The sequence below is a fragment of the Aedoeadaptatus nemausensis genome (genome assembly GCF_903819165.1).
GTDB classification, from domain to species: domain Bacteria; phylum Bacillota; class Clostridia; order Tissierellales; family Peptoniphilaceae; genus Aedoeadaptatus; species Aedoeadaptatus nemausensis.
The window spans coordinates 89,428-102,264 of the sequence record NZ_CAIJCS010000016.1 but is presented as its reverse complement, the minus strand read 5'-3'; the positions used below and the strand labels follow the sequence as shown (position 1 = coordinate 102,264).

Sequence of the window (12,837 nt, the reverse complement as noted above, 5' to 3'; positions counted from 1 at the left end):
CGTCCTATTCGGTAATAGTATAGCGGAAAGAAGCAAGAAAAAAGCGCCCTTCGGCACTTCTCTCTTTCTTGTTAAACGATTCTTAGAGCTTTTCGAAAAATGATCACATTAGGCCAGGGGAATATAATTCACCACGGGCACCTCGTAGGGGTGAACCCGGTCGATAATCCTTTGGACCTCTTCCCTATCCTCTTCACTGATTCGAAATTCCATTTTAACTTCCGGCTTGGCTTGAACCTGTCCCACCGTGCCGTCGAAGGGATTGGCTCCTTCTAATGGACGCCAGTGGCCCTCTACTTCCGTCGTGGAAAAGGCGTAGTCGTAACAGCCTTCTGTCAATAAATCGGCTTCGTTTAAATCGTTGGCCAGCTCTATTACATATTTCTTGGGAACAAAAATTTCAACTTTTAAATAGCTCATACTATCTCGCCCTCTTCTAAGGATTCTTCCCTTTTATCGATGCGCTCGAAAGCACCTCGTTCCACAAGTTCGCGGATAATATCGATGACAGCCACATACATAATAAGACCCGAAACAATCGTCAGGACGACTTGTTGGATAGAGGCCATGGGCCCTGCTGCACCTGCCGCCATAACGGCGAAAGACGATGCGATGGAGATAACGAGGACGATCACGCCGGCGAGAACGACTCTGCCGAAGATCATGCCCTTAAAACCTTTTGTCAGATACCAGGAATCCCGAATGGACTGCATAATGCCGTATTCGCCTTTTAAATAATTAATGCCCATGACCGCACCTAGAGGCAGCATGGCCAGGGAGAAGACGATCCCCGGAACGATGAGGAGCACGATACCTACGAGGGTCAGAAGACTTTCCACAACATAAGTAAGGAACGCCTTGCCCCCGTGGCGATTAAAGAAAAAGAAATGATCGGCGAAACTGATGTCGGTTCCGTAGCGGGCGATTCTGTAAATGGAAAGGATGATGCCGAAGCCGATCAGACCCATGACGATGAAATAAATCAACTGTAAAATAATAGCTAAAAAACTCTCGCCGCCGGGATTAAAGCTTGGCGGTGCCATTTGCCCGGGTTCCGGTGTGGTAAACAGGGCATCCGTTCCGAGGCCCATTAATTTCGTAATCAGCGAATAGGCCGCCAAAATAATTAAATAGACCAAGAGGCTCGGAAACATCTTTTTAAAAATATCTGATGTGCTTTGTCTCATAAGTAATCTCCTTTACTAGGTTCTCAACTCTTCTTACAGTTTATACCCTTTTCCCCTCATACTTTATCAATTGCCCTCCTTTTGCGTCTCATTTTTTTAAGGGCCGGGAGCACCTGGGCGATAAACTGCCCGATTAAAATCAGGACGCAGCCGACGATCTTCTTCGGCGGGAAAGATTCCCCGGCGAAAAAGTAGGCGGCGAAGGTGCCGAAGAGGGATTCCGAACTGATGATCAGGGCGCTTTTATCCGGTGAGGCGTCCCGCTGGGCGTAGTTCTGAATCACATAGGCCACTACCGTGTTTAAGATCACGATGTAAATAATGCCCGTAATGGCCCCCGCCGTAATCTCTCCGGTGTACATGGTCCTACCGTTGATAAAAAACAGAATAATCGAAATCACCGTCGCCGCAAAAAACTGCGCCGCCGTAAACATAATGGAGCTCGTCACTTTGGGCATCCAGTGATCGATACATAGAATCTGAAAGGCAAATAAAAGGGCCATAATAAAGGTCATACCGTCGCCGATATTAAAGCCCGTACCGGGCCCCAAGGTTAAAAAACCCACGCCGATTACCGTAAAGACCGCCGCCACTAAAATATGACCTCCGGGCCTTACTTTCGTAATAATATAATTTAACAAGGGCACTGTAATGACATAACTCACGATAATAAAGGTTTGATTTGCCGGCGTCGTATACTTGAGACCTACCATTTGAAAGGCCGTTCCCACGCCTAAGAGTATTCCCACTTCCAGGCCTCCGATCAGGGTGGGCTTATCCAACTTTTTCCGTTCTTTCGGAAAGAGAAACCAAAGCACGAGAAAGCCGAGACCGTAGCGAAGGAGACAGACATAGTAAGGGTCGAAGCTCGTCATGGAAAATTTGGCGGCCACAAAACTGCCGCCCCAAATCATGGCGAGGACGAAGAGGAGAAGCTCGGCCTTAGCTTCTCCGGAAAGCCCCTTAATCATCTAACCAACTTGTAAGCCGTTCCATAACCTCGGGATCGGCAGATCCGTAGATGACGGGCGTCAAGGTAGCGTAACCCTGTTCCAGGAAATAGCGGTCCGTACCCTCTTTAAACTCCATTTTACTTCGGCCCTTAAGAGAGAGCATGCGCTCCCCGTCCACTTCCTCTTCAAAATAATAATCGTAGGCGTTTTCGCCGATGTCGGCAACCCGCACGCCCTTTACCTCGTCTACGGGCAAATAAGGCACATTAATATTTAAAACCGTAGGCTCGGGATTGTTTAAAAAGGAATCCTTTACCTTTTCAAAGACGCCGCAGGCGATGGTGGCGGCGGTTTCAAACATGGCGTCCCCGTCCACCCATTGGGCGCTGACGGCCACGGAGGGAATGCCGAGAAGAACCCCTTCCAAGGCGGCGCTTACGGTGCCGGAATAGATAATATCCATGCCGGCGTTATAGCCTAAATTGCAGCCGGAGAAAATCACATCGGGTCGCCAGGGCACGATTTTATCGATTCCCGCCCGTACACAGTCCGCCGGCGTACCGCTTACACTGTAGGCGTCGATGGAAAGGCCGTCGATCTCGACTTTTTTCACCACCAGGGAATGGTGGATGGTAATGGCGTGGCTTTGGCCGGAGTGTTCTTTTTCCGGCGCCACGAGTATCACCTCGTGCTCTTTTGCCAGTTCCTTCGCCAGAGCCCGAATGCCCGGAGCAAAATAACCGTCGTCGTTGGTCAGTAAAATTCTCATGTAAGTCTCCTTTACAGTTCGATGAGTTTTGTGGGGTCGTCGGGCTTCGCCACTTCCAGCATAAAATCCACTCCTTCGTGAATACTGTGATCCGCCAGAGTGTCCCGGGTGGTGCGGGCGGCCAAGAGGGGAATATTATTTTCCATGGAAAGATGGGCGAGCACCACGTGCTCCTGCTTCTTTTCGAGAAGACTCGTGAGAAGCTCGGCGCAGTGTTCGTTGGATAAGTGACCGCGGGTAGAGGCGATGCGATCTTTCAATATACGGGGATAGGGTCCGTTTTGAAGCATTTCCAGATCGTGATTGCTCTCCAGGTAATAAATATCGCTCCCGGCCATATGTTCCAACATATTCGTATTCACCCAACCCGTATCCGTTAAGATGGAGATCTTTTTTCCTCCCGAGGAGAATACATAGCCGCAGCCTTCGGCGGCATCGTGAAAGAGGGGCATAGGGTAGACAGTAAGGTCGCCGAAGCGGAAGGGCTCCGCCGAATTGAAGACGTGGCGCTTGTGGTCGTCGATACGCTTTACCGTGCGCTCCATGGCCATCCAGGTGTTTTCGTTGGCGAAGACCTCCAGGCCGTAGCGTCTCGCTAAAATCCCCACACCCTTGACGTGGTCGTTGTGTTCGTGGGTGACGAAGATTCCGTCGAGAGTCGAGGGATCCACGCCGATTATTTTTAAATTTCGCTCGATGGCCTTGCCGCTCAGGCCGGCATCGATTAAAATGCGTTTTTCATTGGTTTCGATATATTGGCAGTTACCGGAACTGCCGCTGGCAATTGCAGAAAATTTCATACTTACTCTTCCTCCACGGCTATTATAACAAAAAAGTAGACCTCTTGGCTCTTCTTAAGACTCTCCCTCCGCCCATTAAAAAAGAGCCTATACAAGGCTCTTTAATTCTTCTTCAAAACCTGCCGCCCGATCATAATGGCAACCAAGGTGATCACGCCGAGGAGCACGATACTGCCTCCCGGTTTCAGTCCTCCGTAATAGGATATGGCGAGGCCCAGTTCCGTAAAAGCGACGCCGAAGAGGATGGAGGCGATATGGGTCTTTTTATAACTCAGTTTCAGCTGAAGTGCACAGGATACGGGAAGCACCAACAAGGAAGAGATAATGAGTACCCCCACGGTGCGGGCGCTGATGGCCACCGTAAGCCCCGTCAAAATGACGAAGAGACCGGAAAGTTTATCGGCCTTGATGCCCGAAAGGCGGGCGGATATAGTGTCGAACGAAAGGTAGAGGAGGGCGTCGTAGTTTTTATAGAGAAAGACCACGACGAAGAGGGACACGGCGAGAATGGTGTAAAATTCGAAATCCGTAATGGCGACGATAGTGCCGAAGAGGAAGGATTCGAAATTGGCGCCCCCCTTTACAAAGCCCGATAAGATCGAGGCCAGGCCCACCCCCGTGGACATGATCACCGCCGTGGCGATTTCTCCGTAAGAGGGAAAGTAGCGGCGAATCCATTCCATTGAAAAAGCGGCGACGGCGCAGGTAATAATGGCGCCTAAAATGGGATTGATGCCGATTAAAAGCCCGAACATAACCCCGGCCAGGGACACGTGGGAAAGAGCGTCGCCGATCATGGCGAGACGTCTGTTGACGATGATCACGCCCATGGAGGGAATGACGATGCCGAGCATCAGACCGATGGCCATGGCCCGGAGCATATAATCATACTGAAAGATTTCCATAACCCATCCCCCTTTCCAAGACGCCGTCTTCCAGCGTGTAGACCTCGTCTACCAGATTTTCGATCAGATGCATTTCGTGGGTGATCATTAAAATGGTGATCCCATGGTTATCGTGTAGATGGTTTAAAAGTCCGTAAAGAGCATTGCGGGATTTAAAATCGATGCCCGTCGTAGGTTCGTCTAAAATCAAGACGTCGGGACGAGAAATAAGGGCTTTTGCGAGAAGCACCCTCTGTCTCTGACCCCCTGAAAGGGCACCGTAAAGGCGATCGTCCAAATTGCGCAGCCCTACGAGGGAAAGGGCGTCGTCGATGCGATCTCGTTTCTCTACTTTACTCAGTTTTTCGCCGTAAAGTCCCAGACCTACCAGCTCGAAAATCGTAATGGGAAAATCGTAGCTGGACGTCATAAGCTGGGGAACGTAGCTTACGCCGGAAAAATCCGTGCGCCCGCTTACCTCTTCTCCTTTATAGTAAATAGTGCCGCTACCCGGCTTTTCAATGCCCAAGAGCAATTTAACCAAGGTGGATTTGCCCGAGCCGTTGGCTCCTATAAATGCGAGAAAATCTCCCTGATTGACAGAGAGATTCACGCCTTTTAATACTTGGTTTTTTCCATAGGAAAAAGCCACATCGTCTACACGATAGAGATTTGTCATTCTAATGCCGACTCCAATACTTTCAGATTGTTTTCCATGCGTTCAATATAGTTTTGATCGCTTTCGTATTCCAGGGGATCCAATTCTTTAACTTCCGCCCCGGTTTCCGATGCGATGGTTTGTGCGATTTTATCATCTTCATTCGGTTCCGTAAAGACCGTTTTAATGTTTTTTTCCTTCATAAGCTCGATAATTTCCTTCATGGCCTTGGGATCCGGTTCGCTTTCGGAATTAATGCCTTCGATGGGAATTTGATGCAGACCGTATTCCTTGGCAAGGTAGCCGTAGGCTTCGTGGCTTACGACAATGTCCTTAGTATTAGCTTTTGCCAAGGTTTCTTTAAAGGAACTGTCGAGGGAATCTAATTTTTTGTTGAGCTCGGCGAGATTGGCCTCGTAATTTGCCTTGTTACCCGGATCTTGTTTGATCATAGCATCGGCGATATTTTGTGCCATTTGCTTTGCGTTTTGAACCGACATCCAGACGTGGGGATCTTTCCCGCCGTGGTCGTGATCGTGGTCGTGTTCCGCTGCATCGTGGTCGTGATCGTGATCGTGTTCGGCGGCATCGTGGTCATGATCGTGATCGTGCTCATCCGCGTCATGATCGTGGTCGTGAGCCTCTTCCCCGTCGTGGTGGTGGTGATGGCCGCCGGCTAAGAGTTCGATACCTTCCGATGCTTCCACAGCTGCTCCGTCTTCTCCCATAGTGTCTTTCACCGTGTCGACCCAGGATTCCAAGCCGGCGCCGTTATAAATAAAGAGATCCGCCTCTTTTAACATATTCATATCCTTGGGAGAAGGTTCGAAACCGTGAACCCCTTGGCCCTTGGGAATCAAGCAGGTAACCGTTCCGGAATCGCCTGCGATTTCTTGTGCCAAATCCCGGGTGATGTAGGTGGAGGTGACGATGTTCAGGCCGTCTTCTCTCTTGTTTTCTACCTTGTCTTCCACCGCCGCTTGATTAGCAGCAGTATTTTCTACATTGGCATTTTGATTTTTACCGCATGCCGTTAAAAGTGCCAGGGCGCAAGCCGCCACGGCGATTTTTTTCAATTTCATTATATGCCTCCTAAATAGAAATCGTTATTATTTACTTTCTAAGTATAACAGAAACGATTCTTATTTAAAGGTTTTTTTACCCGTTTTTTTGAAAAACTATCATTTTTTCCTCTCTTGCCTTATGATGGAATAAAGGGAGGATCGGTATGGAAACTATTTTACGACAATATGGATTGAAAGCTACCAAGGGGCGGTTGGCTGTCATCGACATTTTAAAAGGCGCCCATGTTCCCATGTGCGCCCTGGATGTTTACAATGCTATAAAAGACGAGACCACCGCTTCTCTTTCCACGGTCTATCGTATTTTAAATCAATTGACGGAAATCGGCCTTTTGGAGGCCTCGGTTCAACAAGAGGACGTTACTTATTATGAATACCATAATGAAGAACACAATCACTACATCGTCTGCTCGAAATGCGGCAAATTTACGCCCATTCACAACTGTCCTCTGAAGGATTTAGACGATCACATCGCCAAATCCACGGGCTACGCCATTACAGGCCACAGTTTTCAGCTGGAAGGGATTTGCCCCGATTGCTTGAATAAGAAGTAAAGGAAATCTGCTGCGGCAGATTTTTTTATGCTCTTTTTTGGCGCTTCAGTTGAAGGGCGAGGATGACGCTCGCCAGCGTAATAACCATATTTAAAACCAATACATAGCGCGGGGCATCGACGCCGGAGAGGGCGGTGAGTTTTCCCGCAAGGGCGAGGACCACGTAATTGGCGATGGATGACGCGATCATAACCACCGATGTAATTTTTCCCTTATGATCCGGATAATAGCTGTTGGCTTCGGCCACCACTAACTGCAAAACGCCGCCGGCGCCGCCGTATCCGATGAGAAAGCCCGCCACCACGGCGGCCAAGGGGGTCTTTATAAAGTAAACCCCTATGAGGGCCAGAAGGGAAATCCCGGGATAGGCGATTAAAACATCTTCCGTGCTCCATTTTTTCAGCACAATGAAGGCCGTAGCTAAAATCGCCACGATGGTACCCAGTGCGTAAAAGGATTGGATCTTCGACGGATCCGCCATGCCGTAAAGGGCGCCCAACTCCTGATTGCAGTTGAGCCACAAAATAAAGGTGGCGGTGGCGGTAAAGCCCATAAGGATGGCGGGAAGAGCTTCTTTTTTCAGGGCAAAGGGCGCGGCCACATGGTCCCCTTCCTTTTTCGTCTTCGGGAAGGGAAGGAAAGCGATGAGAATGCCGTCGAGGGCGATAAGCCCGCCCATTAAGTAAAAGAGGGCGCGATAGGAAAGAGCCATGGTCGTGGCCGCTCCGATCATAAAGGGCAGGAGAAACTGACCGATGGACATGGAAAATTTCGTAAACATATTGGCGGTGCCGCCTTTTTCCCCGAACATCTCGAGGATCGTCGGCGTGACGCAGGTATCTAAAAAGGAGTTGGCGATGCCGCCGAAAATGGCGAGACCGTAGGCCATTTTAGACGAGGATGTCACGGCAATACCGAAAAAGTAAACCGCGTAAAAGAGAATGCCGATAAGCCCGGATGCCTTTCGCCCGAATCGGTCGGATACATAGCCCGATATGGGAAGGGCCACGAGGCGCCCGAGGCCCAGAGCGGCAATAACCTGGAGTACCGTGGCGATGCCCGGCGCCTGCCAGGCCCCTGCCAGGGATTCCTTGTACTGGGAAAGGATGGATACGCCGATGCCGTGAACGAAATAGGTAATATAGAGGGCCAAGGCGGTAATGTAATCTCTGCGTTTCATAAAAACTCCTTTTTAGTGCCCACAAAAAAAGATGACCTCCGGGTCACCTTTCTTTGCGACTTTATGTCGTCTCGACGGTATGCTCTTCCGATATTTGGTAAGCAACAGTAAGTAAGAAATAACTCTAAGTAAAAACTTATAGCTAGGAGTAAGCGAGCATAGCGCTCCGTCGATTGTATCCATTATCACATGAATTATTGAATCGGTCAATACTCTAATCTATTTCTTTCTCATGTCAAATACCGGCGATGGAACGGAGGCTTTCGTCTATGGAATCCACCATCTCCCGAAACTCTACCGGGTTCATCTTCTCAGAAATGGTGAAGAGATCGTCCCCTGCCATTTGAAAATGAACCGCCAAGAGATCGTCTTCGATTTCCACGTAAAAACCGAGGTTCGGATTCTCTATGACGGCCTCGAAACCGTAACTGTCGCCGTCCAATACTTCTACGCAATTCTCATAAATAGACTCGATTTCGGAAAAGCGGAAAAAACTGTCTTCCAGCTCGAAATCGTCGTCGCCGTCCTTCCCCAGGATCTTACAGATAATATAGTCCGTATTATAGGGCATGCCGGCGCCCCATCCCGGGGGATACTCGTATTCCAAGAGCTCGATGGAAACTTCTTTCCCTTCCTCTTTAAGATTCAGCATGGTCTTTCTCCTCACCCAGTAAATTAAAGCCTTGTTTTTCGGCAATTTTCGCGAGATTCGCCCGATTGACCGTGGCATTTTCAAGACGGGTTACCACCTGTTTGGAAAAAGAATCCACTCGGCGATTGGCTTCTCTTAAATCGTAATAGGTCTGCATTTCTTCATCGTAGTCGGCAATAATGTCCATATAATTGTCGAATTCCCGGTAACGATCGGTGAAGAATTTAAGCTCCATATCCATTCTCGGCTTAAGCTGAGGGGATTGATTGGGTTTACCGAAGCCCAAACCCACCACGGGGAAAGTAAGCTCGGGAAGATCCAAAAGATCGATCAAGGCCTCCGCATCATTTAAAATGCTCCCTAAATAGACGGCGCCGAGGCCTGCCGCTTCAATGGCATTGGTCACATTTTGAGCAGCCAGGGCGGCGTCGGTAAAGCCTTGGAAAAAGCGATCGGCGTCCCGCTCGGCGGCAAGCTCCACGCCCTGTTCTCTGGCAATGCGGCTGTTGCGGTACACATCCACGATGAAAATCCAAAGTTCGGGCGCCCGGGCAATGTATTCCTGACCGCCGATCTCGGCGATGGCTTTCCTGGTCTTTTCATCTTCGATGCGAATAATGGAATAAGACTGCATACCCGTGGAAGTAGCCGTGCGATTGGCGACCTTTTTCAATGTCTCGACCAGTTCCTCATCGACTTTTTCCTCGGTAAATTCGCGAATGGTGCGGTGACTCAGCGCCGTTTCAAACATGGATTTATCCATCTTATCGTCCCCCTTGCTTATATTTTAAGTATTTGATCCAAAGTTCGCCGATTTCGGCGGTGGATTCCAATGTCTTTAATTGTAAACGCAAAAGCGTCTCGAAGGCCTCGGCCATCAGAGCATCGAGATCGTCGTCGGTGGAGCGTTTAATATAGCCGTCCCCGTCTTTTGAATAGAGTTCGATCACCATTTCTCCCGGGCCGCTGCCGTCGCCCTTGTGTTCCACTTCCATGGCGAGAGGTTTTCCCGTGGGAATAAGAGCGCTGACCTGGCGAGTGGCGGGAAGTTGATAGCCGTCGGTTTCCGATAGAGCACCGAATTCCATATTGCCGAAATCCTCTACCCCCTCCGCATCTTTGCGCTCGAGGCGTACGGAACCGTCTAAAATCTCCTCGACGCTATAAAATATAGCTTCCTTTCCTACGAGCCACAACCCGTCTCCCGGCGCCAAATGAGCGAGCTTCTCCTCGGAAAGGGGAAACATGCCGTCGGCATTCGGCTCTTTATTTGTATAGTAATAATAGTGACGTCTCCTTGCGCCCATAGTCACCCCTTAATTTTATCAAAAAGAAAAGGTACCGCTTAAACGGTACCTTTTAACCTGTCCGATTATTTTGCGTTTTCGTTCATCCATTCCATGGATTCTTCAACGGCTTCGTCCGTGGGAATTTCAACGCCGGTTTCCGGATCCTTACCTTCGATATTACCGTAGATATCGGAAGCGGGAGAAGATTCTTCGTGTTGGTTTTCTTGTTCTCTTCTGGATTCCGCTTTTTCTTCTTTTAAATTTTCTTTTTCTTTCATAATAACCTCCTATTTATGATACGTATGGCCGCTATGAATGCGGCTTGCCCTATAAATCTGCTCAAGCAGGACAGGACGCATCAGCGTATGTGGCATGGTCATGGGAGAAAAGGAAAGCCTCATGTCGCCACGGGCTTTTACCCTTTCGCTCATTCCCATACTGGAACCGATGATAAATACCACCCTGCCTTGGGCCCTCTCCATCATATCATATAATGTCTCGGAAAATTTCACCGAGTCCATGGTTTTTCCTTCGATGACCAGAGGAATGCAAAGATCCCCGGGCTGAATTTTTCCTAAAATGCGATCGGCCTCTTTTTCGAGCACCTGCTCCTTTTCCTTTTCAGAAAGAGATTCCGGCGCCCGCTCGTCTTTGAGCTCCACAATTTCAATGGGAATATAGGGCCTAATGCGCTTTAAATATTCGTCGGTCAGCGCCGTGAGCTCCCGGCTCTTCAACTTGCCGAGAGCAATCACGCGAATTTGAAGCATGAATTAAAGAAGTTCTTTAACTGCTGCGAGCGCCTTGTCGTAATCCGGGTGATTGGTTACTTCTTGAACGTATTCTACGTATTTAACTTCGTCGTCTTCGCCGACAATGACGATGCCGCGAGTTAAAAGACGGAGACCTTCGATTAAGAAGCCGTATTTTTCGCCGAAGTCACATTCTTGGTAGTCACTGACGAGTTTGGCACGGTCGATACCTTCTGCAGCGCCGAAACGAGCTTGTGCAAAGGGAAGGTCGTTGGAAATGGTGATCACGTGAACATTTTCGCCGAGATCGGTAGCCATTTCGTTGAAGTTTTCAGTTTGAAGAGCACATACGCCGGTGTCGATGGAAGGAACCACGGAGTAAATGCGAACTTTACCGTTTAAATCCTTGGATTCGAAGGGACTTAAGTCGTTGTTTACCGCTTTAAAATCGGGTGCCTTGTCGCCGACTTTAATTTCTTTACCTAAAATGTTAATAGCGTCGCCACCAAATGTAATATTTTCTCTGGACATTATAATACCTCCTGATCGTTTATCATGTTACTCTCTATTTATATCCGAAAATCGTCGCGGCAAACAGAAAATTCATATTTTAGCTATCGCTTTTCTTTTTTGAAAACGCAAAAACTATATTATAATAAATAGTAAGAGAGGAAACCGAGGAGGAAAAAATGGAATTCAAACATCCCGCCGTCGTTTTGGGAACGGACAGCCCGTCAAGTCTCGCCATTATACGCAATTTGGGCAGGCGAAAAATAGACATCACCACCATAGACAGTGCACCCTCGCCCTACGGCATCAGCAAATACTGCCGGGAGGCCATGATCGTGCCCTCGGTAAACGAAGAAGAGCACCTTTTGAAGATTTTGTCGGATTACGGGAAGAACTTCGGAGAAAAGCCCGTGCTCTTCGCCGCTACGGAAGAGTGGAGACGGTTTTTAGACCGCCATTTGAACGAGCTTAAAAATTACTACCTCTTTCCCATGGCAGAAAATGGAGCGAGCACACTTTTCTTCGGGAAAAACCTAAGAGCTCTCGAAGATACGGCCCCTACTCTCATTCCCGAGCGGATCGATTTAAATGGCGACGATCTCCTCCGGCAAGTGCCCCTTCTTCTCGGCTACCCCTGCCTATTAAAATGCGAAGATACCGAAGACTTCAGAGAAAAGTTCGGAGAGAATTTCCTCCTCATAAAAAACGAGTCCGATCTCTTAGACAAACTCCACGCCATGGAACACCACGGTTACACTTCCCGCTGCTTTATCGAAACCCTCGTCCGAGGGCCGGAGGGCCACGAATATTCCGCCACCTTTTATTACGGAAAAAACTCCGGGCTAAAAGGTTGTCTCACCTCCGAAACCATTCGCAAATACCCCCATCCCTTCGGGAAAATCAGTTACTCCAAGCAAAAATGGATTCCCGAGCTCGTAGATTTGGCAGATCCCCTGTTTAAGGAATCGGGCTTTCGCGGCCTCCTCGAGACCAAATGGAAGCGGGACGAATTTTCGAGAAAAGTATATTTGCTGAGCGCGGAGCCGATATTCTCGGAGTCCACGGAAATGCACTGCCACTTAGGCTTCGAAACGCCCTATATATATTATCTGGACGCTCTCGGCGAGGACATACCGGAAACTTTCCTCGATCACGACACCCACTGCCACTGGAAAAACAAAGAAAGAGATCTTTCGGCGATCTATCACTATGTAAAAAACGATCAGATGAATTTCGTAAAAATCATAAGCGACTATAAATTCAGAAAGACCAACTCCACCTGGGCATGGGACGATATGGCCCCGGGCCTCAACTACTTCGGCCATATGGCGGAAAGAGGAGTTTCCGCCCTTTGGAAAAAGATTAGGAAGCGGTAAATAAGTAATTGGCGAGCCTATGTGCTCGCTTTTTTGTTTTCATTAAAAAAGCGATCTCCTAAGAGATCGCTTCATTTGGCGGAGCGGGTGGGATTCGAACCCACGTGCCCGTGAAGGCAAACTGATTTCGAGTCAGCCCCGTTATGACCACTTCGATACCGCTCCAAGACATATTAAGTTAACATGTCTAT

The 12,837-nt window shown here is 48.8% G+C and carries 17 protein-coding genes and 1 tRNA gene; 2 read left to right on the top strand and 16 right to left on the bottom strand.

Annotated elements, in window-relative coordinates; translation table 11 throughout:
• Positions 1-108: 108 nt before the first annotated feature.
• From cutA to PEPTYR26121_RS03985, 8 genes are all read right to left on the bottom strand, one after another.
• Positions 109-420 (bottom strand): divalent cation tolerance protein CutA, encoded by a 312-nt coding sequence (gene cutA, locus PEPTYR26121_RS04020; protein WP_180499474.1) that lies wholly within the window; start codon positions 418-420, stop codon positions 109-111.
• Positions 417-1,187, bottom strand: coding sequence for a hypothetical protein (locus PEPTYR26121_RS04015; protein ID WP_180499472.1), 771 nt, complete (start codon positions 1,185-1,187; stop codon positions 417-419). The genes cutA and PEPTYR26121_RS04015 overlap by 4 nt, the downstream gene beginning before the upstream one ends.
• Positions 1,188-1,243: 56 nt before the next feature.
• Positions 1,244-2,158: a DMT family transporter gene (locus PEPTYR26121_RS04010; protein ID WP_180499470.1), complete on the bottom strand. Its 915-nt coding sequence runs from the start codon at positions 2,156-2,158 to the stop codon at positions 1,244-1,246.
• The gene (surE, locus tag PEPTYR26121_RS04005; protein WP_180499468.1) at positions 2,151-2,909 is read right to left on the bottom strand and encodes a 5'/3'-nucleotidase SurE; all 759 of its coding nucleotides are present in this window, start codon (positions 2,907-2,909) and stop codon (positions 2,151-2,153) included. The genes PEPTYR26121_RS04010 and surE overlap by 8 nt, the downstream gene beginning before the upstream one ends.
• A gap of 11 nt (positions 2,910-2,920) precedes the next feature.
• Positions 2,921-3,709, bottom strand: coding sequence for an MBL fold metallo-hydrolase (locus tag PEPTYR26121_RS04000; protein WP_180499466.1), 789 nt, complete (start codon positions 3,707-3,709; stop codon positions 2,921-2,923).
• A gap of 101 nt (positions 3,710-3,810) precedes the next feature.
• Positions 3,811-4,614 (bottom strand): metal ABC transporter permease, encoded by an 804-nt coding sequence (locus tag PEPTYR26121_RS03995; RefSeq protein WP_180499464.1) that lies wholly within the window; start codon positions 4,612-4,614, stop codon positions 3,811-3,813.
• Entirely contained in the window at positions 4,595-5,272 is a 678-nt protein-coding gene (locus PEPTYR26121_RS03990; protein WP_180499461.1) for a metal ABC transporter ATP-binding protein, read from the bottom strand. Before PEPTYR26121_RS03990 ends, PEPTYR26121_RS03995 begins: the two co-directional genes overlap by 20 nt.
• Positions 5,269-6,333 (bottom strand): metal ABC transporter substrate-binding protein, encoded by a 1,065-nt coding sequence (locus PEPTYR26121_RS03985; protein WP_180499460.1) that lies wholly within the window; start codon positions 6,331-6,333, stop codon positions 5,269-5,271. The genes PEPTYR26121_RS03990 and PEPTYR26121_RS03985 overlap by 4 nt, the downstream gene beginning before the upstream one ends.
• A gap of 146 nt (positions 6,334-6,479) precedes the next feature.
• On the opposite strand from PEPTYR26121_RS03985, the gene PEPTYR26121_RS03980 reads away from it, so the two are divergent.
• A complete protein-coding gene (locus tag PEPTYR26121_RS03980) occupies positions 6,480-6,887 on the top strand; it encodes a Fur family transcriptional regulator (protein WP_180499458.1) in 408 nt (135 codons plus the stop codon).
• A gap of 25 nt (positions 6,888-6,912) precedes the next feature.
• Here PEPTYR26121_RS03980 and PEPTYR26121_RS03975 read toward each other — a convergent pair whose 3' ends face one another.
• The 7 genes from PEPTYR26121_RS03975 to tpx form a co-directional block, all read right to left on the bottom strand.
• Positions 6,913-8,067 carry an MFS transporter gene (locus tag PEPTYR26121_RS03975; protein WP_180499456.1) on the bottom strand — a complete coding sequence of 385 codons (1,155 nt, stop codon included), beginning with the start codon at positions 8,065-8,067 and terminating at the stop codon, positions 6,913-6,915.
• Positions 8,068-8,302: 235 nt separating this feature from the next.
• On the bottom strand, positions 8,303-8,719 hold the full coding sequence (locus tag PEPTYR26121_RS03970) for a WapI family immunity protein (RefSeq protein ID WP_180499454.1): 417 nt from the start codon (positions 8,717-8,719) through the stop codon (positions 8,303-8,305).
• A complete protein-coding gene (locus PEPTYR26121_RS03965) occupies positions 8,706-9,482 on the bottom strand; it encodes an NADPH-dependent oxidoreductase (protein WP_246285890.1) in 777 nt (258 codons plus the stop codon). The genes PEPTYR26121_RS03970 and PEPTYR26121_RS03965 overlap by 14 nt, the downstream gene beginning before the upstream one ends.
• Position 9,483: 1 nt before the next feature.
• The gene (locus PEPTYR26121_RS03960) at positions 9,484-10,026 is read right to left on the bottom strand and encodes a hypothetical protein (protein WP_180499452.1); all 543 of its coding nucleotides are present in this window, start codon (positions 10,024-10,026) and stop codon (positions 9,484-9,486) included.
• Positions 10,027-10,091: 65 nt separating this feature from the next.
• Entirely contained in the window at positions 10,092-10,286 is a 195-nt protein-coding gene (locus PEPTYR26121_RS03955) for a CDIF630_02480 family spore surface protein (RefSeq protein WP_180499450.1), read from the bottom strand.
• Positions 10,287-10,295: 9 nt separating this feature from the next.
• The gene (gene rlmH, locus PEPTYR26121_RS03950) at positions 10,296-10,778 is read right to left on the bottom strand and encodes a 23S rRNA (pseudouridine(1915)-N(3))-methyltransferase RlmH (protein WP_180499447.1); all 483 of its coding nucleotides are present in this window, start codon (positions 10,776-10,778) and stop codon (positions 10,296-10,298) included.
• Positions 10,779-10,781: 3 nt separating this feature from the next.
• A complete protein-coding gene (gene tpx / locus PEPTYR26121_RS03945; protein WP_180499445.1) occupies positions 10,782-11,291 on the bottom strand; it encodes a thiol peroxidase in 510 nt (169 codons plus the stop codon).
• Between the two features lie 158 nt (positions 11,292-11,449).
• On the opposite strand from tpx, the gene PEPTYR26121_RS03940 reads away from it, so the two are divergent.
• A complete protein-coding gene (locus tag PEPTYR26121_RS03940) occupies positions 11,450-12,646 on the top strand; it encodes a hypothetical protein (RefSeq protein WP_180499443.1) in 1,197 nt (398 codons plus the stop codon).
• 76 nt (positions 12,647-12,722) lie between these two features.
• On the opposite strand, the gene PEPTYR26121_RS03935 is transcribed toward PEPTYR26121_RS03940, so the two are convergent.
• Positions 12,723-12,811, bottom strand: a tRNA-Ser gene (locus PEPTYR26121_RS03935).
• Positions 12,812-12,837: the final 26 nt, after the last annotated feature.